Origin of the sequence: Dyadobacter jejuensis, from assembly GCF_003149085.1 — a bacterium.
GTDB classification, from domain to species: Bacteria; Bacteroidota; Bacteroidia; order Cytophagales; family Spirosomataceae; genus Dyadobacter; species Dyadobacter jejuensis.
The window spans coordinates 1-23,610 of record NZ_QGDT01000012.1; the positions used below are offsets into that span (position 1 = coordinate 1).

Annotated in this window: 20 protein-coding genes; 3 read left to right on the top strand and 17 right to left on the bottom strand. The window is 44.7% G+C overall.

Annotated features, from left to right (window positions below):
* Window positions 1–906: 906 nt before the first annotated feature.
* Window positions 907–1,323, top strand: coding sequence for a sulfatase-like hydrolase/transferase (locus CLV98_RS18435; protein WP_109676701.1), 417 nt, complete (start codon window positions 907–909; stop codon window positions 1,321–1,323).
* A gap of 492 nt (window positions 1,324–1,815) precedes the next feature.
* On the opposite strand, the gene CLV98_RS18440 is transcribed toward CLV98_RS18435, so the two are convergent.
* The 10 genes from CLV98_RS18440 to CLV98_RS18480 all read right to left on the bottom strand — a co-directional run bounded on the left by CLV98_RS18440 (window position 1,816) and on the right by CLV98_RS18480 (window position 15,928).
* Complete coding sequence (locus tag CLV98_RS18440; protein WP_109676703.1) at window positions 1,816–4,323, bottom strand: zinc-dependent metalloprotease; 2,508 nt, start codon at window positions 4,321–4,323, stop codon at window positions 1,816–1,818.
* 47 nt (window positions 4,324–4,370) lie between these two features.
* On the bottom strand, window positions 4,371–5,849 hold the full coding sequence (locus CLV98_RS18445; protein WP_211320067.1) for a RagB/SusD family nutrient uptake outer membrane protein: 1,479 nt from the start codon (window positions 5,847–5,849) through the stop codon (window positions 4,371–4,373).
* 20 nt (window positions 5,850–5,869) lie between these two features.
* A complete protein-coding gene (locus CLV98_RS18450; RefSeq protein ID WP_109676705.1) occupies window positions 5,870–9,352 on the bottom strand; it encodes a SusC/RagA family TonB-linked outer membrane protein in 3,483 nt (1,160 codons plus the stop codon).
* A gap of 177 nt (window positions 9,353–9,529) precedes the next feature.
* Window positions 9,530–10,492 (bottom strand): FecR family protein, encoded by a 963-nt coding sequence (locus CLV98_RS18455; RefSeq protein ID WP_109676708.1) that lies wholly within the window; start codon window positions 10,490–10,492, stop codon window positions 9,530–9,532.
* 108 nt (window positions 10,493–10,600) lie between these two features.
* Window positions 10,601–11,194: an RNA polymerase sigma factor gene (locus CLV98_RS18460; RefSeq protein ID WP_109676710.1), complete on the bottom strand. Its 594-nt coding sequence runs from the start codon at window positions 11,192–11,194 to the stop codon at window positions 10,601–10,603.
* Between the two features lie 316 nt (window positions 11,195–11,510).
* Window positions 11,511–11,879 carry a hypothetical protein gene (locus CLV98_RS18465; RefSeq protein WP_109676712.1) on the bottom strand — a complete coding sequence of 123 codons (369 nt, stop codon included), beginning with the start codon at window positions 11,877–11,879 and terminating at the stop codon, window positions 11,511–11,513.
* Between the two features lie 92 nt (window positions 11,880–11,971).
* On the bottom strand, window positions 11,972–14,110 hold the full coding sequence (locus CLV98_RS18470) for a type I restriction enzyme subunit R domain-containing protein (RefSeq protein WP_229203455.1): 2,139 nt from the start codon (window positions 14,108–14,110) through the stop codon (window positions 11,972–11,974).
* Window positions 14,107–14,433 carry a hypothetical protein gene (locus CLV98_RS23955; protein WP_229203456.1) on the bottom strand — a complete coding sequence of 109 codons (327 nt, stop codon included), beginning with the start codon at window positions 14,431–14,433 and terminating at the stop codon, window positions 14,107–14,109. Before CLV98_RS23955 ends, CLV98_RS18470 begins: the two co-directional genes overlap by 4 nt.
* Complete coding sequence (locus tag CLV98_RS18475; protein ID WP_374755198.1) at window positions 14,420–14,689, bottom strand: Fic family protein; 270 nt, start codon at window positions 14,687–14,689, stop codon at window positions 14,420–14,422. Before CLV98_RS18475 ends, CLV98_RS23955 begins: the two co-directional genes overlap by 14 nt.
* A gap of 315 nt (window positions 14,690–15,004) precedes the next feature.
* Complete coding sequence (locus tag CLV98_RS18480) at window positions 15,005–15,928, bottom strand: restriction endonuclease (RefSeq protein WP_109676718.1); 924 nt, start codon at window positions 15,926–15,928, stop codon at window positions 15,005–15,007.
* A gap of 311 nt (window positions 15,929–16,239) precedes the next feature.
* On the opposite strand from CLV98_RS18480, the gene CLV98_RS18485 reads away from it, so the two are divergent.
* The gene (locus CLV98_RS18485) at window positions 16,240–16,905 is read left to right on the top strand and encodes a hypothetical protein (protein WP_109676720.1); all 666 of its coding nucleotides are present in this window, start codon (window positions 16,240–16,242) and stop codon (window positions 16,903–16,905) included.
* Entirely contained in the window at window positions 16,902–18,338 is a 1,437-nt protein-coding gene (locus tag CLV98_RS18490) for a DUF5696 domain-containing protein (RefSeq protein ID WP_109676722.1), read from the top strand. The genes CLV98_RS18485 and CLV98_RS18490 overlap by 4 nt, the downstream gene beginning before the upstream one ends.
* Before the next feature lie 177 nt (window positions 18,339–18,515).
* Here CLV98_RS18490 and CLV98_RS18495 read toward each other — a convergent pair whose 3' ends face one another.
* The 7 genes from CLV98_RS18495 to CLV98_RS18525 form a co-directional block, all read right to left on the bottom strand.
* Entirely contained in the window at window positions 18,516–19,949 is a 1,434-nt protein-coding gene (locus tag CLV98_RS18495) for a sialate O-acetylesterase (protein WP_109676724.1), read from the bottom strand.
* 160 nt (window positions 19,950–20,109) lie between these two features.
* Window positions 20,110–20,769 (bottom strand): SCO family protein, encoded by a 660-nt coding sequence (locus CLV98_RS18500; protein WP_109676726.1) that lies wholly within the window; start codon window positions 20,767–20,769, stop codon window positions 20,110–20,112.
* The gene (locus tag CLV98_RS18505) at window positions 20,744–21,322 is read right to left on the bottom strand and encodes a toxin-antitoxin system YwqK family antitoxin (protein ID WP_109676728.1); all 579 of its coding nucleotides are present in this window, start codon (window positions 21,320–21,322) and stop codon (window positions 20,744–20,746) included. The genes CLV98_RS18500 and CLV98_RS18505 overlap by 26 nt, the downstream gene beginning before the upstream one ends.
* Window positions 21,309–22,130 carry a YHYH protein gene (locus CLV98_RS18510; RefSeq protein ID WP_109676730.1) on the bottom strand — a complete coding sequence of 274 codons (822 nt, stop codon included), beginning with the start codon at window positions 22,128–22,130 and terminating at the stop codon, window positions 21,309–21,311. The genes CLV98_RS18505 and CLV98_RS18510 overlap by 14 nt, the downstream gene beginning before the upstream one ends.
* 46 nt (window positions 22,131–22,176) lie before the next feature.
* Window positions 22,177–22,650 (bottom strand): hypothetical protein, encoded by a 474-nt coding sequence (locus CLV98_RS18515; RefSeq protein WP_109676732.1) that lies wholly within the window; start codon window positions 22,648–22,650, stop codon window positions 22,177–22,179.
* Window positions 22,650–22,952 carry a hypothetical protein gene (locus CLV98_RS18520; RefSeq protein WP_109676733.1) on the bottom strand — a complete coding sequence of 101 codons (303 nt, stop codon included), beginning with the start codon at window positions 22,950–22,952 and terminating at the stop codon, window positions 22,650–22,652. Before CLV98_RS18520 ends, CLV98_RS18515 begins: the two co-directional genes overlap by 1 nt.
* 51 nt (window positions 22,953–23,003) lie before the next feature.
* A complete protein-coding gene (locus tag CLV98_RS18525; RefSeq protein WP_109676735.1) occupies window positions 23,004–23,540 on the bottom strand; it encodes an RNA polymerase sigma factor in 537 nt (178 codons plus the stop codon).
* Window positions 23,541–23,610 lie beyond the last annotated feature (70 nt).

Genomic DNA, 23,610 nt, shown 5'->3' on the forward strand with positions numbered 1-23,610 from the left:
TGAACTGAATTTTCTCCTTTTTGCTCTCATAGTTCCACTAATTTAAGATTAAAAATTAAATTTTAACAGTGGCCCTAATTCTGGGGAGTATTATACCCGACTACTGGGGGGCAACATGCGGTTCTTAGTCAACCTTGGTGAAGCCAAGATTACATCAAATCTTTAATGATTTGGCTTTGCTGCCCAAATAAGCCAGTAAATTGTTTAAAAATTGGAGTTTATTATAATCAATTTCCTGTAAAATATTGAATCATTAAATCACTTTAAGTATTTGACGTCGATATAGCTATTTGCATAGTATTAGAACTATTGTCGTGTTTTTTATATGAATCCGTTTCCCATATATATTGACGTCACCAATTCTAACGAAGAACCTACTAGGAAACTACCCGAAGCAAATTCGATTTTATGGGTTTTGAATTAAAGTCTACATTACCTTGCTAATACTTAACAGTATGGAATGCAAGTCTTAAACATCGATAGCAGAGAATTATTAATGGATATCAATAATGACTCATATAATAAGTCTTAAACACTTATACCCTCATACATACCAGTCTGAGCGTGGTACGAGATAATTGGGTGAGTGGGAATTTTGGCCCAGGCAGTACATGATTAAGTGCTGCTCTCTTATAATAGGATTAATCCAAAAGGGGAGCCACTGAGAAATGGTAGCTTAAATAATAGATTAACATTTATTTTCTAATAGCTATGTTATGTCCTACAAATTGGCAGAGTTTGTTCGGATAACACTGGCCTGAACACTTCGAATTAGCGATCAGCCCAATACCCATACTCCCATTGTTAACTAATCAGTAGTGGAACATGGTCTAAACCAAACCTGGCCTCTACCGATTTAAAAATAACCTTGTTAGTAGCTTAAAACATATGGTTTAGAGGGAGTCTATGATTCAAAACCATTCGATAATAACTCACAAGCTACTTTTACTTCCCATATTACTCCTCTTTATTTTTGCCTCTTGTAAGAAACAAATAGCCATAAATGAGGAAGAGGATGGGACCCCCTCGAACATTGTCTTGATTATCGCCGACGATATGGGTTGGGATGCCTTTGGGGCTTATCCCGGAATCAACAGTTCAAAGGCCAGTAGACCTACCTTAGATTCCTTAGCTAGGAATGGAATTACCTTTACCAATTTATGGGCCCATCCAGAGTGTTCTCCCACGCGAGCGGCCCTGCTGACCGGGCAGTATAGTTTTAGAACGGGTGTTGGTTCGAAGGGGGAAGACTGGCAGACAGTGAAACGATTAAACAAAAAGACATCGACGATCAAACTGGCAGCCGTTATAGCAATGCCGTAATAGGTAAATGGCATGTAAGTGGGGGAGCGGACCTGACTGCTCCGGAAAGATGGGGCGTACAGTACTTTAGGGGAAAGAGTACTCTATTCTACTAAATAAGCAAGGCAGAGAATCAAGAAGTCAGGAACTTTTTTATGTTATATCTTTTAAATATCGGGATTATAGGTGAACTTTTTAAGGGATTCAATAATGACTGTCAGAGCTGCTTTTGAAAAACGTATGTTACGACCTTTTTGCAGAATTGCATATTAAATTAGAAGGAGGAACAAGTGGGGGACGATAAGACTTAAGGAAACGGTATTTTATTCTGAGCGGGCATACCGGGGATTTATCTTTGGTGTACAAGTCCGTTCCTTGGCTTAAATACTAAAGCTGGAATAATACCATTTTCTTTTCAATTGACTTTTTCAGCCTACATTTACCTAGAACTAATGAGACACGATCTGCCAAAATACAGATCGTGTCCCAGAATAATCTTTGTTAAGGATAGTATTAAAACTCCATTACATCGCAGTCCAAAAAGTCCATTCCACCCATTATTGGTGCACCTGCCGGCATTGATAATACAGAAGCGGGCTTAAATTTATCAGGATTTGCTTTAAATGCTCCAATCTGAGACAGTCCAAACAACAAATTGGCCTTCTGTTTGAGCGGGGCTTGCTCTACGATAGAAGTCATCCATTTTTGCAACCCGTCTATTTTAAGCAGGGCTTCGCCTCTTACACTTTCGGATGCTTCAGTGTCAGCGGCAAGGCCTAGAAATGCTTTGAGCGTAAGATTATTTACTAGAATTTGTAATTCTCCACGGTATCCGCTTTCTAGGGGCTTTTTCCAAGTACTTTCTATCAATTTGTCGGCCACGGCCATGAAGCCGGGTTGCTTACTATCTCGTGCATTGTATTCTATTAAACGGGCTACCCTTTCGGAATTCAAAAGATATGCCAGTGTTGTGCCGGCAGCAGTTTCGGCCGCGGCCATTGGATCGAAGGTTGGGCCGGTATGTCGATCAAAGATTTCCCCTACTCCGGAATAGCCGGAAGGTCGAGGGGGGATTTTTTGGATCAGCTGTTCTGGAATGGTCAGCGCATCTGGTGTAATGGTAGCTAGCAGTGCATCCAAGGCTTTCCATTGTTCGGCGGGCTCCACCATCTTGGTTGCCGTTTGGCCGTCGTTTTTCAGGGCATGGGTAAAATATAATCCTCCGACGTTTTTAGAGACGGCCTCTATCTGGTAGCGATGTAATAGATAGATGGGTACAAGTACCTCTTCTAAAGTGGCCATAGGCGCTCCTTCTACGATTGCTTTTTCCGAAAATCTGTCGAGCAATACCCTTCTTGCCGCCATGAGGCGGTTCAGTTCTACTATGGAATTTTCACCATCATCCCACTGGTGAGAGTTGGGGTGGGTATGACCTCCAATATCAGGTATAAATTGGTATCCCTGCTTAATATTCTCCTGTATTATTTTATCGAGTTCTTCATCTTCGTTGGCCCCTGCGGGGAATTCCGAATATCCCCAGATTACCGACCTTTTGTCCCAGCTCCCAATACCTTTAGCGTAGGCGTCCGAAACATCGAAGGTACCATCGGGCTTCGTAGTAAATTTTGGGAAAGGATAATCCATCACCGAGGCTCGGCCTTTAATACTGGCTGCAAAATTGTGGAAAAAGCCCAGGGTATGACCAATTTCATGGGCGGATAGTTGCCTAATCCGGGCCAGGGCCACCTCTTCCATTTGTTTTGAAACGGGCTTTCCGTCTTCATAGGGTTGCAAAATGCCTTCCATAATCAAATAATCTTGACGATGGCGGTCAGAACCCAAGGTAATAACACCTTTGATAATTTCACCGGTCCGTGGGTCAGTGTAGGAGGCCCCAGAAGAAAAACCCCGGGGACTTCCCGTTCTATTGATCCAGTTGACGATGTTATAGCGGATATCCATAGGGTCAGCTCCTTCGGGGAGTTCCATGACCTGGAAGGCATCTTTGTAGCCCGCTGCCTCAAATGCTTGATTCCACCAGGCTCCTCCTTCAATAAGGGCCTTTTTAATGGGCGCCGGTGCTCCCCTGTCTATATAATAGATGATGGGTTCAACGGCTTCACTCATCTTCGCTTTGGGATCCTTTTTTATTAGCCGGTGCCTACGACTGAATCGTTTGACGATCGGTTCGGTCATCGGTGCTGAGAAGTCCATATAGCTGTGCATATTCATTCCAGAGCGAGGGTCGAATTTCCGGGGTTTATAGCCCGGATCGGGGAGCTCAACGAAGGACTGATGCATGCGTATCGTAATGGCCGTAGGATCGGGGGCAATCCCTCCCGAACCCCGCCTGCTAGTTTGGGCGCCGCCCGAGCCAGTGAAGGTCAATAAGGATTCGAATTCGGTGTTCTTAGGGAAGTTTTTAGTGTTCTCCATGAACACAGTTGAACGGGACTCATCTAGACGATAAGCTCCGCCTCCTGACGCCCCACCACGCCGACTAGTCATTCGGTCTCCAACTTTTTGACTATCCCGAATGATAAAGGGGGTAAGGTCTATCAAAATTTTATCGGCCTCTATCGCCAATGGAACGAAGCCAAAAATGATGGAGCTCGCAAAATTGTTTTCTACGGCGTAGGCTTCATCTTTGCTCTCTGTTATGGCTCGGTAATTATAATTGGGCTGCATTAAGAATACCTTTGGCCCCACTTTTATAAATTTCATGATTCCAGTGCTCCCTTGTCCGCGCTCCGGACCGCCACTACCAACACCAGTTGAAAGTGAATTGAAGAACAAAAATTCCTGGTCCAATTTGTCCACCTCGAGCAGTATCTTACTCGTACTTTCATCATAGTAAAAGGGGAAAAATCCATCCGCTTTTTTATAACCTTGAGTAACAGAAGAAATTGAAGTTGCCGGGGTTTGAGATCGGGTGGCCGGGGTGGCGGACGGTCGGCCTTGCGCAAAAGAACTTGTGCTGGCAAGGCATAGTCCTACTACAACTAAAATGTTAAATTTCATATATTAACTGTTTGATAATTGGATACTTTTAGGTTGTGTTTGAGCTTTTAAGGATTTGGTACCATTAGCTCATTGGTAGACAGCTCGGCTGCTGAAATAGGCCAAATGTACTTGCTTTCGGAGGGAGCTACTTCAGGGGACGATGCTGCTGGGCCGGCCTTTGCTGGTAAGGGCTGAAGGGTTCGCTGCAGATCGGGAACCCGAAATCCTTCACCAAGTAGTTCAATTTTTCTTTCTTCTAAAATGGTTGTAATCAATGCACCTTGTAACGCTATTTTTTCAGAAGGAAAGTTGTACGCTGGATCTGACCTTTGTCTGACGGCGTTGAGCAAGTCGGTGGCCAAATCGAGGTTGCCTGTCTGTGCTGCGGCTTCTGCATAATTTAGCAGGGTTTCGGCGTATCTGATTACCGGGATGTAATCGGCATAGGTCGATGCTACTTTGAATTTGTACAGCCATGGTAAACCTTGTTGTATGACCACCAGATTCTTACGCTGATCGGTAGAGGTACTACTAAAAACAGGGTCGGAAACAGTGCCGTTCACATTCAAAAAGTACTCGGCATTACCCGGATTAAAGGTGAAATAATAGGCTAGGGAATTCTGCCCACCAGGCGCATCTAAACTGCTCATGGGTAAGGAAAAAATGGCCTCATTCCCTGTATATGTCCCTAAGAAAACATCGGTGATCGTGGCTTCCAGCTTATGACCCACGCCTGTAGCTGCCTGAAAGGGTGCTTGAAGAGGGACTATTTTTGCCGCTTCGCTCATTACCTTCGCATATTCACCTTGAATTAAATAAACCCGTGTTTTTAATGCTATGGCCGTGTTTTGATGCGCACGGGTCGTATTGGTTGCGGCGTTGGCATAGGTAAGGGGTAAGCCAGTTTCGGCATCGTTCAGATCCTGAAGGATCTGATTATATATTTCTGCCACACTCACCCTTGCCAGGGCGTTATTCTGTACCGATAGCTCGGCCTTCAGACGCAAAGGTAGACCCGGGCTAGCCCCCTTATCTTCAATATAGGGGCGGGCATATTGTTGAACGAGCGCTAAGTAACTTAAGGCACGTAAAAATTTGCCTTCTGCCATAAAATGGGTGTATAGTTCGCTGCTAATTTTGGCCTTATTCAGTTCCAGCCCTTCCATGAAAATATGAATAAGGTTGATGGATGCATAGGCATTTCCCCATAAATTTTGCACTTCACTCGTACTCGAATTTACGGTATGACTCCAGGTGAGTTGTCCAGTTTGAACATTGGGTTTGTTTAATATGAATTCATCGCCCCGTAATTCCTGATAGATGGTATATCTGCCACCATAAAACTGAGAACTCTTAACCGATAAATACAAGGCGTTCACTTGGGCGTCGATCCGTTCGGGGGTGTCGAATGCATTGGAGCTTGAAATGCTGGTGGTCGGTACCGTTTCCAATAGGTCCTTGTCGCAGGCTATACTGGCTAACAGGAGTATAATCATGAATAGGGCACTCACCAATTTGCGAAAGTATGTTTTGAAATTTTTCATTTCGTTTTTGGGTTTAATGATTAAAAACCAATATTGAGTCCTAGAGTAAACGACTTGCCTGCAGGAACGGCGTTCTTGTCTCGTCCGGCCTGGGTATTTGAATTTCCATTGGCTGAAATTTCGGGGTCAGAACCGGTATATTTGGTATGAATCAAGAAGTTTGTAGCTGAGGTGTAAATACGCATGGATGAGATGCCCACTTTATGCAGAATTTTCACAGGAACCCTATATCCTAGCGATATATTTTTTAGCTTAACATAGCCACCATTCTCTACATTAGCCGAATGCATCAGTACGGATCCACTGGCGTATTGATCGTTATAATGCAACTTCGGGATATCTGTTATTTGTCCAGGGGTGGTCCAACGCCTTAGGATATCTGTCTGGTTATTAAAAAAACGATTATCAAGCAGGGTTGCCCTCGTTCCGTTGTACATTTTGTTGCCACCGGAATAAACGAAATTGGCCGTAAGGTCGAAGTTTTTAAAGGAAATTGTGTTGTTAAATCCGCCATAATAGGAAGGTATGGAGTTGCCTGCTACATAACCGTCTCCGAAAGCGTCCAAGGCTGGGGCCGGTCCGTCGTCGAGATAGGTCCATGATGAACCCACCGGGTTGTATTGTACTTCTTCGCCATTTCTATTCAGGTATTTCCGGAGCCCGTTGGCAGGATTAACACCTGTAGTCTCAACCACGTAAATGGCTCCTATGGAGTGGCCTACTCTGGTTATATTGGAGGTTTCAAGGCCACTCGACCAGATGTCGGTATTATTATTGGCCAGTTCGGTAACCTCATTTTTCAAGGTGCTTACATTGAAATTGACCGACCAGCGGAAATCCTTATTATTGATCAATGTGGTATTTAAGTCGAATTCAAATCCCGAATTGTACATGGAGCCCACATTGTAGGTAATGGTATTTCCGGGTATTCCCTTCGAAGGGGCTTGCACTGCATCCAATATCATGCCGTCGATATTGTTTTTATAATAATCGGCATCGATGGTAACTCTATTGTTAAACAAGGAAATATTTACTCCGAAATCGGTTTTTTTACTGGTCTCCCATCGCAGGTCTGTATTTCCCGTTTGAGATGGACTCAGGGTAGTGGCGAGTCCTCCATAAGTGGCGGACTCGTAAAGTGACAGCGAGGAGTATTCGCCGATATTGACGTTGCCGACTTGTCCGTAGCTACCTCGGAGCTTAAGTCCGGTGATGAATGTGGATAGGGTAGAGTTCTTGAAAAAATCTTCTTCCGAAATATTCCAGCCCAACGATGCTCCCCCAAAATTCCCATATTTATGTCCCATCGCAAGTCCAGAGAAACCATCTCTACGGAAACTTGCACTCAGCAAGTATTTTTTCTTGAAATCATAGTTGACACTCGAAAAATAGGATTGAAAAGCATCTTCAGCAAAACTCCCCGATGAAGTTCGTAAAGTGGCCCATCCGCCTTCAAAAGTATCGAAAAATCGATCGTTCAGGTTTTGTCTGGTCACTCCCCAGTCGTTTGAACTGGTCTGAATCACCTCAGTTCCTGCCAGAATGGAAAGACTATGGTCCGTAGCAATGGTGGTGGTGTAATTCAGGGTATTGGTCCAGCCAATTCTTTTATTCTTATTCATCGAGTTGTTGGCCGAGCCGTTAGTTGAAAACCCGCCAGCCTGATACGGGTTGTTAAACGACTTATTTTCGGTGTTCAGGATATTGACACTGTAATTGGTTCTTAACGTCAAACCTTTGAGGATCTCAAGCTCCCCATAAGCAGAGCCCATAAAGGAGTTACTTTCCGACGTGAATTTGTCATGTTCAATCAGGGGAAGCATATTGTAATAGCCCGTTAAAATGGAATTGGCCCCATATCCAATTGAATTTCCAACAATATTATAGGTTCCATCCTCATTGAAGGGACTTAGATTAGGAGGCAAAACCATCCCCATCCTGGCTAGATTATTGAGCGAAAATGCAGCTCCCGTTCCACTCGTTAAATTGGAATTTTCAGAATTGCTGTAGGTGATATTGGTACCGAAGGACAGCTTTTTGGTTACCTTATGATCTAAATTGAGTCTTACATTGGTTCTTTCAAAGGTGTTTTTGATCATAAAACCCTCTTGATTGCTGTAGCCAAGGGATGCGAAATAGGAGGTCGCTTCTGTGGCTCCCGAAATATTCAAGTTATGGTTATGGGAGGTCCCCGTTTTGTAGATATAGTCGTACCACCTGGTGTCGACAAAGCCACCGTCTGCTGTTTGCTGCAGATTGAAAGCTGGCGCTAGACCCGTATTGATCCTGGCTTCATTCTTGATCATGACGTAATCTTCTGCCCCTAAGAGTTCTGGGAGAATGGGCTTGGTGTTCAGTCCTACCCATCCATCATAGTTCACCTTGGCTTTCCCCTTTTTCCCTCTTTTGGTGGTAATCACAACCACCCCGTTAGCGGCCCTGGACCCATAAATGGCCGTTGCTGAAGCGTCCTTTAAAATTTCCATGGATTCAATATCATTCGGATTCAAATCGGATAAGGGGTTGTTCTCCGCTGAATTGCCTACATCGCCAGTAAAAGAGGTAATTCCATCTATGATTATCAAAGGGTAAGAACTTAGTTGTATGGAGTTAAAGCCTCTTATTCTAAAAACTGGGGCTTCATTCAAAGCACCACCACCTGAGATGATGCTTACCCCAGTCGCCTGACCGGCTAGGGCCTGGTCGAAGCTGGTGACAGGACGACTGGCGATGGCATCGCCACTGATATGAGAAGTTGATCCCGTAAATTCCGCTCGATTTTGGGTGGTATACCCTGTTACGACCAGTTCATTGAGTTGATTCAGTTCCGTATCGAGTGCTACATCTACTATCTTGGAGTTTCCGACTTCTATTTCATGTTTTTTATAGCCGATAAATGAAAATACCAAGACTACAGGACCGCTATCGGGTACACGAAGTACATAATGACCCTCTACGTCCGTGATTGCCCCAATATTGGTTCCCTTTACGAGTACAGAAACGCCGGGAAGGGCTTCCTCATTTTGCCTGTCGATAATAGTACCCGTTATTTGTCTATCGATTTCTTTCGAAAGATTGAGGACAGGGGTAAGTGATGAAGATGTTTCTGCTGGGGATTTTTTCACAGGAACAGGTGGTTTTTCAAACAGAATTACCTTTCCATCACTTTCTCTGAAATCGAGTTTGGTGTCCTTGAGTAGGTCTCTTAATAGCAGATCGAGTCGCTCATTTTTGACGGTTACACTTACTTTATAAGTTGAAATTAGGCTTTCATTATAGATCAGCTTGAACTTCGTTTTCTGCTTGATCTGCGTTAAAGCATCTTTCAAGCTTCCGTTCTGAATCGTAAGATCCATTCGCGTATCTTTTAAGGCCTGCCCTTGAGACGGTTCAGCCAATAGTAGCGGTGTTCCTAAAGCAATAAGAAGCATTACAATTAAAGAATATTTCATCATTCTGAAAACTAAAGTACTGAGCCGTGCACGATAGAGATAATTTTTCATAAATTTGACATGTTTTGTTGTAAATGTGAAAACATACGCAAGCACTAGATAGCTACCCAGCAGGTGATTGGCGTTGCGCGCTGAGTAGTTTTATCCGAAATAAGGCGGCGGGCATTTTGCCTGCCGTTTTGCTTTCTTAAGGTGGTGAGAGTTTATTTCATACGTTTAAGGTTTAAGTTATTTGACTGATTTTAGTAACACTTTTCCATTTTCAAGTTCGTATTCTAGGTTATTGGCAAGGCTCAAAGCCTCGAGGACATCAGGCAATGAGTCTTTTGATTCAAACTCGGCCGAAAGACGTATGTTTTGAAGACCGCTTTTTTCGAATTCAATGGGGGTATTGTATTTTTGTTGCAGTTCAGCTACCACATCTTTTAAAGATTCATTGTCAAATATCATTCTCCCTTGTTTCCATCCCAAGGCATTTTCAGCATGGATAGAATCTTGAAAGGTGAGGGCATCTAAACGGTTAAAACTCGCCCTCTGATTGGGTAATAAATGCAGGGTATTTTGCTCATTTATCGATTTTGTTGAAACTGAAACTTTTCCATTGGTTACTGTTATTTGGACGGAAGGAAGGAAATTATAGGACCGAATATTAAACTTCGTACCAAGCACCTTCGTTTCTGTACCTGCCGCAAAGACCACCATTGGCTTTTTTTCGTCTCGTTCAATTTCGAAGTAAGCTTCCCCTTCTTCTAGAAATAGCTCTCGCTTGGCTTTCTCAAATTGTACTGGATACCTAAGCTTGCTGGAGGCATTCAACCAAACAATAGAGCCGTCGGATAGTATGATTTTTTTGATTTCGGATCTGCCGGTAGCTATATACGAAAAGTTGATTTCCGAATTTCGCCAAGGCAACCAGGAAGGATTCAGGTAGGTAAGGAATCCGGCTCCAATAAGCAGTAGGATCGATGCGGCTATCCGCCAATCCCAGGCATATTTCTTCTGTACCGTTTTAATTTCCTTCTTTTCAATATCCATAAGCCCATTTTTTATTTCCGAATCCATGTGCTTTCGTAGTTCCCCGTCGAGTTTGCCCTCTTTTAGGAGATAAAAGAAGACTTTCATCTCGTCGGGTGAGGCCTTATCCGTGATATACTTTTTAACTATTTCAGCATTGATTTCTGATTCACTCATTCGTTGCAGGTTTGATGAAAAGACAATTAATATTTGGAATAGGGTACCTCTTGCTCCGATAAAATTTCACATTTATCGTATTCTGCAAAATAAAATAAGTAAAATACATTAAATGAAAGTAAGTTCTATAGCGACCCCTATCCAAGTTACGGAGAGACCAAATTCCTTTAAAATAGTATTTTTTAGGTATTTCATGGTTCGGATCATATGTTTTTTAACAGCGTTGTTAGAAATACCTAGTTGTTCGGCTGTGGCCTTATAAGTATGGCCATCTACCCGACATAATTCAAAAATTTCCCTGCTACGGGGTGGGATCTGTGCGAGCACCCTGTCTATAAATTCCAGATATTCGGTTGTTTGATATTCCTCTTCTGAGTAGTTATTCAATACAAAGGAACTTCTCATTATTTCTTCCTGCACCGTTTTTTCCATGGCAGCATGTTTGAGAAAATTAAATGTGATATTTCTAGCCAGGACGAATAGATAGGCTCTAAAAGAAAAGATAGAGACCAGATTGCCGCGGATATCCCAGACCTTTAAGAATATTTCTTGACATAGGTCTTCGGTATATTCGTCTGATTTGACAAATTTTAAAACATATCTTCGAATCTCAGGGTAGTAAAAGTCATAGATGGTGGAAAATGATTTTTCGTTTCCAAGGGCAATTTGCTCCAGTAATTTTTTTTCATCGATCAAAATCATTGTTGCCTTCTAAGTGATTAGCATTTCGGTTGAGTAACTAAATTTAGAGATAACATAACCAATATTCTGCATTTATGAGTATAATAATCTTAAAATTTGGTTTGATTGGTTATTGCATGTTAATAATTATGAAAAATGACTATTTTGTTTGATATTATATGGCTGTAGTGTAGTAACTTTTGCCCGATTTTAAATTTGTACGGTCCGATATTGAGGTATTCTAGGTAAGCAGTCGCCCCTTCTCCCCCTAAGGCCATTATATAAATAGGGCATAGGGTCATTGGATTTGCAAAGAAAAACCGAACTCGGTAACCCTCTAATTACCTCTGTCCAGATTCTTGAAATATTCGGGAAGTAGATTTGCTAATTCTATGATGCTTGCTAATGGGATTTTTTTCAAAATATGATTTAACCAAGCTTCTGGATTTAAGTCATGATCTTTGCAGTCGGCCATGAAGGTATACATGATGGCGTTTTGTTGGGCAGATTCTTGTGAACCTGCAAATAAGTACGGTGTGACGCTTCGCTTTTTACGTCCTATTGCTACTGGCCTTATGGCGATTTCTACAAGATTATTGCGGTACGCCGGCAGTGAGTGCAAACAGAAGCTCAAACCATTTAGCTGGCTAATTAATGAAAGGTTGCTAGATTCTGCGCTAAGTTTGACGCCATAGGGATACTTCAAAACAAGGTCAAGAGGTTCAATGGGAGCAGCCTGGTTGCTATAGATATGAAACCTTTTGGGGCTTTAACTCAGAAGTACATTGATCTATTTCATTACCACCCACTCCCCAAGTTGCTCATTCGTTTCATCATATCGAAGAAGGAGCGGTTGAAGGCTTCGTCGGTGGCGAAGAGTTTGTATAGACCAAGGTCTTTTTTTCGTTGTTGGGTCATGACATCTTCCAGTATTCGTTTGAACGCCAAGTCTCTGTTTTGACTATCGTGGTTATCGGCCACTTTACTTTGGAAATCGGGATGAGCTTGTATGTGTTGGCTTAGGGTTATGAATTTTACACGTTGGTCTTCTGGGGTTGCGTCCCAGCCGTGAAACCACCTTTCATTAAAACTCCTGATGATTTCGTCGAGTGGATTGGTTTCTTCCGCAGGTCCATGGGCTCCTCTTACGTTGGCATTTTGTGGGTCTAGTTCGGCTTCGGAGTCGTCTAGGGCTATGTTGTGGTTTAGGCGGGTTCTTTCCAGACCATAAGTCGACAAGTCCACCGATTCCAGTATTTCATCAATTAGTACGTCTTCCGTTGTGGTCACCGACAGCTTGGGTATTAGGAATTTAAGAAACCAAAACAGAACCTCCCATGCCACCACTTCAAATGGGATAATGGAGGCCATTTGGCCGTATATTTTCACAAATTGTTTGGCCTTGATCTTGAAGTCTATCTTTTGTTCTTCAGTCAATTCTAGGACATAGTCGAATCGATCTTGTGCCTTATCGATACCAAAGCTCAGCAGGTCGCCCTGTACACCGGCGAAATAATCATTTGTAAATTGCTCAACCTCTTCCCATTCGTACACAGCCGTGTTATCGAGTTCGGCTTTTAGGTCATGCAGTACGTTTACGTCCGTTGCTCTGCTAAGGGATGTGGACGTATAAAAGGGGTCGAAAGAGGCTTGGATATCGTCTATGGTATTGAAAAAATCCAGTACAAATATATCTTCGGTTCTTTTATCGAGCTTATCGGCGGCTCGGTTTAGCCTGGAAAGTGCCTGCACGGCCAGTACACCTTGTAGTTTTTTGTCGATATACATGCAGCTGAGTTTTGGCTGGTCAAATCCTGTGAGGTATTTGTTGGCCACTACCAACAGTCGGAACTCGTCCATGTTGAAATACCGGGCAATTTTGTCTTGAATATAGCCGGGGTCGGAGGACTTGGAGATGTCCATTTGCGGTGGAAATTCGTTCAGACTATCTTCGGTATGCTCTATACCGTTCACCGTTTTTTTGCCGGAGAATGCAATCGCTATCCGGAACGGATCACCTTTGCTTCGTAGTATCCGTTTCAGTTCGGTATAGTACCGAATCGCCGACTCTATGTTCTGGGTAACGACCATGCCTTTGGCCTTGCCCTTTAATTTTTTGGTTTGTACCACATGGGTCAAAAAATGATCTAACATCACTTCCGATTTGGTGGCGATGGTACTTTCGTTTCTTTCCACAAATGCCCTGAGCTTTTTCTGTGCCTTTCCGGTGTCGAAAATCGGGTTGTCCTCTATGGATTTTTCAATTTCGTAATAACTCCTGTAAGTGGTATAATTGGCCAATACATCCTTGATAAAGCCCTCTTCTATGGCTTGTTTCATGGAATACAAATGGAATTCGCCAAAAGATCCATCTGGATTTTTGACACCAAACCGCTCGAAAGTGGCGTTCTTGGGGGTAGCCGTAAATGCCAAGTACGACGTATTACTTTTCATTTTCCGGCTCTGGATCGCCTTCAATATCTTATCCTGCAAATCTACTTCGTCCTCCTCAAGCGGCATAGCCCCCATGGCCTCGTTCATCTTGCCGGCGGTGGTACCGCTTTGTGAACCATGTGCTTCGTCGATGATGACGGCAAAGTTTTTATGACCGAGATCGTCCAGCCCAGCTACAATAAATGGGAATTTTTGGATGGTGGTGATGATAATCCGCTTTCCGGATTCCAGTGCTTCTTTTAGGTCGCGGGAGGAGTAGGCCGGTGCCACTATGTTTTTTATCTCCGAAAACTGTTTGATGTTTTCCCGAATCTGTTTGTCGAGCAATATCCGGTCGGTTACTACCAATACCGAATCAAAAAGCGGTTTTTGTAGCCCTTTTGAGCCGTTAACCGTGTCGTTTTCGGGGTAGGTTTCTATCAGCTGATAAGCAACCCAAGTAATGGAGTTGGACTTGCCTGAACCGGCCGAATGTTGGATCAAGTGTGTTGACCTAGGCCGTTTTTCTTTACCAGCCCATCGAAATGCTCTAAAATCTTGCCCTTCCTGTCGGGGCTGCGCTGTAATTTTTGTAGTTCTGCGTTTTGGGTCGTTTCCAAAAAATGCCAGAACCGGGTTTCGTCTAGTGCAAATTGTGCATTGAAGTCATGGGCGTTACCCATCCAAAACCCGTTACTAGTACCATAATTTCCTTGCTTATCTTCAAATTGCGGACCGTTTTCCCGAATTTCTTCTTGGGTTTGGCCTGTTAATGCCTTTTCGATAGCCGCTTCCAGCGCCTGTTCGTTGGTTTTACTGTTTGTCATGTAGCAACTGTTGTTTTAGGGCTTCGCCTTTGGATGTTAGGCGGCATTTGTGGTTTCTGTAACGTGGACTATCCGGCACAGTAATCTCAATGATGGCGTCACTTAGGGCAGGTTCCAGGTAATTTTTGGCAAAATGCGATCTGTTTTTCAGTCCCATCGCTTCCATTAATTCGCTACGACTCATGCGGTTAGATATGAAATAAATAAGTCGGTGTGTCAGATCCTCTATTTCTTTATAAATCTTAGTTTCATGTATGGTTGAGGATGGGCGCCGTTAAATAACCTTGAACTAATGAAAAGATTGGCGCTGCCAAACCTTCGGCCTCTGATAAATGAAAAATTTCCAGTACTCGCTCCCGGCTAAACTCTTTTTGTTTACTATTGATAAATACTTTTTCCTTTATCGCTAACACACTTTTAAATTGCCGGGTACTGCGTTCGGAAGTTGCAGGCTAGTTATCGTGGAAGAGCAGGGGCGAATGGTTACTTTTTCCTATGATATACTAGCTAGACTTTCTCCATCTACTTTCTAATAGTTTGGTTAAGCCCTAGGGAGGCGTAAAGGTAGACCCTAATTCTCATCAAAATAATCACTGTCCAACCGTTTGATCTCATATACTTTTTGAGTTGAAACACCCAGATTGTAATCAATCATTAATTGTGCTAACTCCTCTCCATCAATCAGTACCATCTTCGTTTCATTGCGAGGGGTGTATTCTTTGGCCTCTTTGGTAAAGGTGGAAGTAGTAATAAAAATCCCCTTTTTTGCACCCTGTCCGGCCAATGCACCTACAAACTTATGTAGCTCTGGACGCCCCACCGAGTTGCCCTTCTGCCAGCGCTTGGCTTGAATGTATATAATATCTAGTCCGAGCCTGTCTTCTTTAATTGTTCCATCAATACCTTCATCATTGGTTTTTCCTACCGCTTTCCCAGCATCCTCAATTGAGCCTCCATAGCCCATTTTTACTAGCAGTTGAACGACCAATTTTTCAAAAAAGGATGGCGACATGCTTCTGACGGTATCAATAATTTCCAGGGCAAGTGAGTTGCGTATCCTTTGAGAAGCATTATCAATAACTTCTTCTGGAGTATCCGAATCTGTTTCAGAGCTTACTTCTAAGGACCTAGCCGCTTCCGCATCTTCGCGTCTAAAATTTTGAAACTCTACAAATTCGGAATAATTTCTCAAAATCTTATTGTCGATTCTGTCTGGATTGTCTTTTAATAACGTTAAGCCTCGAGAAGTGATCGATAGAGTGCCTCGCTTAGGAGAATCCAGCAGTCCTGCTTTTTTCAGGTAAGTTCGAGCCCATGCCACTCGGTTAGAAAACAAAAACGATTGTCCGCTGGGCAGCAGTGTGGTTCGTTCATCCTCGGTAAGTTCAAACTGATAGGCCAGAATTTCAACAACTTCCTTGACGGTGTATTCCTTTTTGTTTTTTGCCACTTTCAACAGAGGTAGCATTAGTGTCTGGTAGTCGGGTATGGGCATTTAGGTGGTTTTTCGATTTTGGAAAGAAATTTAAAAATTGAAGACGGGTATTTCTTACTCGCCAATCTATAATCATGAAAAATCGAAAGATACTATTTTATCTTAAAATTTTAAATAGCGTGTATATTTTCTATTTACTATTGGTGACTCGACTTGGGCGTTCCCTTATAGTAGCGCCAACCCCCATTCTTTTAAAAATCAGAAGGGTAAGAAAGTGCTTGTGAATGGTAAAATCTTGAGATTTGGTGTTAAATAAAATACATTTATTTGTATGAATAGTCATAATGAATAAACAATAGCGATCTGATTGCATGAAAAGAAAACAGTCTAATATAAATGGTGGAGTGGCATGGTATACGTTAATAGGCATATTGCTGACCCTGGGTGCGATGCCCGCCTATGCCAATGGGGAACCAGAGGGGGCGCATACGAAGAAGACTTCCGAAATGGTGCTTGAAAATAGGACTGTTAAAGTCACCGTCGACCAGCGAACTGGAAGCTTTGCGGTGTTGGAAAAAACCTCGGGGCAACTTTGGAAGTCGGACCCTTGGGAGGATGCAGCAGGCCTCATGGAGGTGAATGGCGGGGGTATTAAAGGCCAAACGGTTAATATATCAAAGATTAAGGACATCAGGGTAACTCAAAAAAGTAAGTGGGTTATCGGTATCGAATTTGAGAATCCCATCCTAGAGGGGAATGTGGTGGCCGAAGGGGTACGTGTTCAAACAGAGCTACGTCTTGATGCCGACGAAGGGAGTTTGGATGTAGCTGTGGTGGCCTGGGAGGCTGGCAAATACAGGCTGTCGGACTTGCGCTACCCCGCTAGGGCTTTTAGCTTAGAAACCGACGTGGATAGGGGAGCGGTGGTCATTCCTCAAAAACAAGGGATGATCAGCCCTTCCTATATTTTCCCGATGAATGGGGGGCTTTTTGCCGCTGGGACGATGCTACCTATGTCGCGAGGTCCACGGGGATGATGGATCTGTTCAATGCATCAGGCTTGTCGATGCCGTGGTGGGGGACCTACAACCAAAAATCGGCGGTGATAGGGGTGATCGATGAGGATGCCCGGCCTCGGTTATTTTATAATATCAATAATAATGGGCAGTATTTATTCAATGCAGCGGGAAGAATGTCTCCCAACAAACGCATCGCTTTTTTGGACCCCGTATGGAATCTGCAGAAACCCAAGGAGCGCAAAGTAATCCGTTATACGTTTATCCCCCATGGCGACTACGTCGATATGGCCAAAGTTTATAGGAAAGAGGTCGTTAGAAGAGGGTATTTTGTGTCGCTGGAAGAAAAAGCCAAGCGGGACCCTGATGTAAAGAAATTGGCCGGAGCCATCTATTTGGGGCTGTATGGGGGGTATCCGCATTATGTAAATATGCCTGGAATGGCCTTTACCTTCGACCAGCTCAAAGATATCATCAAAACAACCCACGATGAGCTAAAGGTAGACCAGGCCTTTTTCCATGCCTGGGGGACTTTCTCCAATTTTGTTCCTAATTGTTGGCCCATTAGCGAGGCACTCGGAGGAGCTAAAAAACTTAAAGAAGCGGTAGACTTGACGAAGAAATATGGTTATTTGTATTCGTCGTACCATGCCTATTCGGCGGCCCTAGAGAATGATCCAGATTTCGACACTACTTTATTTGAGAAAGACCCCCAGGGCAAACTAAAAAGAACAGGAAGTAGATGGGCCAATATTGACCCTAGTAAACAGCTGGGACTGGCGCAGAAAAGCTTGGATAGGGAAATCGACGCCTTGGGCTTGGAAGCCGATATTACGGACATCTCCTTCTCTTATTTTGCCGATCAGGATAATTCCGGTTTGTTTGCCTTGGCCAAGTACCTAGACTCCAAAAACTTGGTGAATGGTACCGAGCATGGTCAGCAGCAGTGGATACCGTATTTCGATATGTTTGAAGGGATGACCTACCTCAATTCCAATCTGTCGGAGATTTCCCACAGGGCCCCTTTATTCAATTTGGTGTTTCACGATGCAGTGGCCATTTTTGGGAAAATTCAAGATCCTGACAACCAAATCTCCGAAAATGGGGATTTTAGGGTCAAGTCCCTCCGCAATATGCTATTTGGGGTCGGGTCGACTATCTTCTTTTCGCCCTATGAGTTCGATGGGATGAAGGGGATGATCAAAATGGCCAATGAAGTGGTGAGTCCGGTGGGCCGGGAAACGTTCTTTTCCGAGCTTAAGACCCACCAATATTTAAGTCCCGATTTTAACTTACAACAATCTACCTTTTCCTCTGGCACCCAGGTCCTGGTAAATCTGGGGCCTGTCCGCCAGCAAACCCAAGCGGGGGTCGAAGTGCCGGCCTTTGGCTATCGGGTGACCTTCCGGGATGGCACCGTAAAAAAGGGAAGCTTTCAATGGCGTCTCGATTAATTTCCCGATCGAAAAGTAGCCCGTAAAGGATATAGAAGGCCTAAGTGAAAGCTAAGATGGTTGCCTGTGGGGCCGACTCGGGTGGGTCGGCCCCACAGGGGTCTTTAGGGGATGGTCCCCACGGGATGGTCCCCACGGGATGGTCCCCACCGGATGGTCCCTTAATGACCCCGTCAATTATTTCTGACTGATCTTAACGGGTTCTTCCCAGGTATCGGTTCTAAAGGAGGAGGCGGGAAGCATATTGGTGTCGAAAAGGCTGCCGATGATCCAGTTTTCCCAGGCATAGCGAACCGCTACCGGCGATGCCACATGGATACTTTTAACGAGGACCTTGTCGGTACCCACTATCTTGGCGTCGGCAGGGTGGAATACCTTGTCGGCCCCGGCTATCTCAAAGCCTTCTAAGCCTTCGGTGCTGTATAGGCCCGTTTCGGCATGGTCAAATTGGAGGACCATGCCACCATCTTGTTGTTTGCTGGAAACATATTTCGGGCCAGCACAATCGATTTTACTAAAGCCGTAGGTCTTGTTCAGGGCCAAATACAGGAGCCGGTCTGCTACCTCTTTTTTATAAGGGGGGTGAATAGACATCTCCTTGCCAAGGTCCATGGCTACGGCCATTCCGGCGTTAGGGATCAGGTCTTCGCACTGCAGCTGGGCCTCTCTAATAAACGCCGACTGGGAGTCCTTATAGCCAAAAGGAGCTATCTGCACGTAATAGAAGGGGAAGTCGCCGTTGTTCCAGCGTGTTCTCCAGTCTTTGACCATGGCTGGGAAAAGCTCCTTGTAGGCTTCGGGCTGATTTCTGTTGCTCTCTCCCTGGTACCAAAGGGCTCCTTTGATGGTAAAGGGGATTAACGGGTTAATCATCGCATTGAAAAGCGCAGTCTTCACGCCGTGCGATTTGCTAAGATCGGCGTTGGTAAGGTCTATTTTTTGATAGGCACTCAAGGTTTCGTTGCTCATCCAGGCTTCTACGATGCTGCCTCCCCAGGAGGTGTGGATAATGCCCACGGGCACGTCGAGGACCTGCTGGAGCTGCTGGCCGAAGTAATAGCCCACAGCGCTGAATTCTCCTACGTTGTCGGGAGAGGCTTGCTGCCAGGCAGTATATTCCTTAACATCTTCAAGGGGCGTTTTGGCGCCCACGCGTTTCACGGTAAACAGGCGTAGGTTGGGGTTGCTGCCATGGGTAACGGCCTCAATGGTCCCAAAAGTAGGTTGGCCATTATAGCCCGTGACGGGCTGCTGCATATTGGACTGTCCTGAGCATAGCCATACCTCACCAAATAGGATATTATCGAGGTTGATGTCAGAATTATTGCCTTTCAGTTGGATGGTCTGTGGGGCCTTGCTGTTGGTGGTCTGAACCTCCTGGCGCCAATGCCCGTCTTGGTCGGCCTGGACTCTAAGCCTTCCTTTGAGCCAGGAGGCTTGGATGGTAATGCGCTCCTGCGGGTCGGCCCAGCCCCAGAGTACCACTTTGGCGTTTCGTTGGAGTATCATATTGGACGATACGATGGCGGGAAGCTTTATTTCGGCCATCAAGGGGCCTATTGCTAATAAGAGGGCGGCTACGGTGAGCCGAAGTGTAGTTAATACTTTCATAGTGAAAGATGGGTAGGGATTAGGTAAATGGAATAGTAGAACCCAATACTGGGTTCCATACAATATTATGTCAATAAAGTATCCTTTCGGGGTGAACTACTCGATCCATCTCCAAGTTTTAGTCCATAAAACCTCCCTTTGTCTCCATCTGTTTCAGATCCTAGTGCTCCTGTTGCAGGGTCCTGATGTCGGCAATTAGTTGCGTGATGGAGGCTTTGTTTAGTCCGTTATAGATTCCACGGATATGCTGTTTTTTGTCGATGAGGACCAGATTTTCGGTATGCAAAAAGGCATCATCGCTCTTTTGGAGGCCTAGGTCTTCCTCTACAAAGTATACTTTACGTCCCAAATGGTATATCTCTTGTTGGTCTCCAGTAACCAAGTGCCATTTTTTTGCATCTATTCCCTTTCGCTCCCCATAGGCCTTGAGTACGGGTACCGAGTCGGTTTTGGGGGTTACGGAATGTGAGAGCAGGAGTATATCGTCGTCATTTAGAAATGCGTCCTGGACCATAGATAAGCTGGAGGTCATTTTAGGACAGATGCCCGGACAGGTGGTAAAGAAAAAATTGGTAACGTAAATCTTGTCCCTGAAGTTGGCTTGTGTGAGGGTATCGCCTAGCTGGTCCACTAGCCTAAACTCCCCTATGCGGTGCAGGGTGTCCAAGGCTGGATCCTGAGCGTCGAGCCACAGGGGGGTAAAGTCGGCAGTATGGTAGTAAGGCAGGGCTTGGGGGGCGCTTTCCGTCTGGCTGCTTGGGCTGCAGCTCAGTAGTGCCAAGGCCATGAGCAGGTTAATCGTTATAAAGTACTTTTTCATCTTCTAGTTCGTAACATAAATTAGCCCGTTTCAGTCCGAATATACGGCCATTCTTCGCCTCATAATTGCTATAAAGCTTCCCATTCCTCCTCCACGACTGCTGAAGGCCTTCTTCTTTTCCGTCGACCAGGTGCAGCCTTTTAAATATCACCCCGCTGCCGTACCATTGTTGCTGCAGGCCATGGGGCACTCCCCGGCGGTAATGCGATTCCGAGCGTAGTTTTCCGTCTTTCCACCAGGAATATTGGACGCCATCTATTTTGCCATCGACGTAATTACTCTCAAAACTCAATAATCCGGTGTTGTACCATTTTTGGTACGGGCCGTCCTTTTTGCCATTCATATAGGTAGTCTGTGTGGCTTTGGTTCCGTTGGGATAGTAGGAGACGGCACTTCCCGAAAAGGGTACGTTGTGAAAGAAGACCAGGCCTTTTTCTGGAACCAGCGTGAGGGAGTCTTCGGCTACCACGGAGGTAGCCAAAGACCCTTCTTTACTCTGGCAGGCACCAAGTCCTAACAGTAAGAGCAGCGTGAGTAGTTTACTGAATGGCATTGGGAGTTCCTTGATAATTTCCCGGAAACAATATATAGTACTGGTTCAGGTACAATTCGTTCTGAATATGATAATGATACTCTCCTTGGTCGTTATGCTGGGTGCTACTCGTATGGCCCCCCGAGCTGTCGAGGTCGGTAGGGTAGGTGCCCGTTGAGAAGCATTTTCTACCATAAAGAAAGAAGCCATCCGAAATCACCCCGATCAGCTTATTATCGTCGTTGGACCAGGCCTTGGGCTCTAGGTGGTAATGGTAGCTCTGTGGGCCGGTATGTGCTCCAGAATAGTCCAGAGAAGGGGCGGCGTCGTCCAGGGGGACGTTAGGTCCCTCTTCGTCGTTATAAATCACCGAGCCACTTACAGCCATGCCTATGGCTCCTAAGCCTGTAGCCGAAGAGCTGCTGGCCTTGGTGGGGTTGGCGGGGACTCTCAAGGAGTAGGACCCATTAAAATCGTCGATATTCCCTGGAGCCATTTGGGCAAAAGAGGTAACGGTAGGCGCCACGAATAGGGCGTGGTTGGTGGCCGCAGCTGCTGTGGTGAGGCTGTTTCCCATAGGGTCAGTAGCGGTTCGGGCGGTGGTATTGGACCAATAGGGCGAGGTATGGTTGGGTAGCCCGTCGGTTTCAATCACCACTTCGTCGCCGTCCAGATATATGCTGAAGTGATCGGAGTCGAACTCACTAAAGGCGGTATGTAGGGTGGCTTCGGTATCGTCTTCGGTATCTACCGTATCGTCGTCCTTGCATGAAGTGAGGGCAGTAGTCGCCAGTAGCATGATGGACAGGGGGAAAGCAAGAAATTTCATATCAGATGTATTTATACTGTTTATTTCTGCTATAGACTCCCCGTCTTCAAAATTCCGGCGGGGGAGGGCCCGTTTTTTTCTCTTGTAGTAGCATTCTGCCTAGGAGTTGTTGGTAGAAAATTTTGAAATTATCCTCTTGGTCAGGCCTTAAAAGTGATTTTACCTCTTTTAAATGGGCTAAGGTCATCTCGATTTTTTTTCCTTCTAGTGCTTCCAGCTTCAGTAAAAGGCTCCGTTGTTCTACGGAATCTTTGGGCTGAACGAGGCTGTCGAAATACTCCTGGAGCATCGTTTTTTGCTGGGCATTAAGGGACTCTATCTGCTGGATATGGCGCTGGGCCGATTCGAGAAAATGTTCATTTTGGGAGTCGTCCAACTCCAAAATTTTGTGTGACTCAAAATTCAGTCCCTTCAAAGGGGTTTTATGCGGTGGTTTGGTCCAAAAAAACAAAGCGATCATCGCCAAGTTAACGACCAGTAGGATTATAGCCGCCCATTTATATAAACGTAGTGCTGGCATTACTCGTAAAGTTTATAGTTGGATACCAGGCTTTGTTCCGCATAAGAGTCGGAGTTTAGTACTCCTTGGTCGGCCGCGTTGCTGCGGAGGCTGGTAACGAAAACAGAGAGATTTAACACCAGAAGCACGGCCGCTGCTGCGGCCATATACCTCCATTGGCTTATGGGAATGACGGTCTCGTCGGTCAGCATCATAATTTTCTGTCGAATCTCTTCCTTCAACTGGGGCCGAGGCTCCGCTCGTTGGCTGTTGCGCATGCTGTCGAATAAGTCCATCATTTTTTTATTAGGGTCCGTTTTCATTTCAGTAATATTTTGTTAGACAACGCTTGGCACAATTTCCTTCGCCAGAAATTAATATTTTTTTACGGTTACTCTTAGATTTTTCTTAGCCCTTTGCAGTAGGGACTCTACCGCGTTGAGGGTCGTTTCCATGATGTCGGCAATCTCCTGTCGGGGGAGCTCTTCTATATAGCCTAGTATAAATGCCGTTTTTTGAGATTCTGGAAGGTCTTGGATGGCTTTAAATAACGATTGGGCCGTTTCCTTATTTTCTAAAAGCACCCCAGGGTGCTCAAAATCGGGTAGCTCCACATCTGTTTTGCCAAATTTTAGAAATGAGAAGCGTTTTTTCTTTTTGATAAAATTCAAGGAGCTGTTCACCGTAATCCGGTAGATCCAGGTACTCACGGCTGCCTCTTCGTTAAATTTTGAGGCATATTGATAGACCTTTAGAAAAACGTCCTGAGTGACTTCCTCGGCATCTTCTACATTCTGAAGGTAGCTTAACGCCGTATTGTACACCTTCGTTGAGAAGCTGTCGTATAGGACGTCAAAAGCCTTAGGGTCTTTTCTTACAATCGCCCGTATTATGTCAAAATGCTCATTCAATAGCTATTGAGATTAGGAAGTGACAGGGGCATAATTAATAAAAAAGAGCCGTATCATACCAATAATTAGC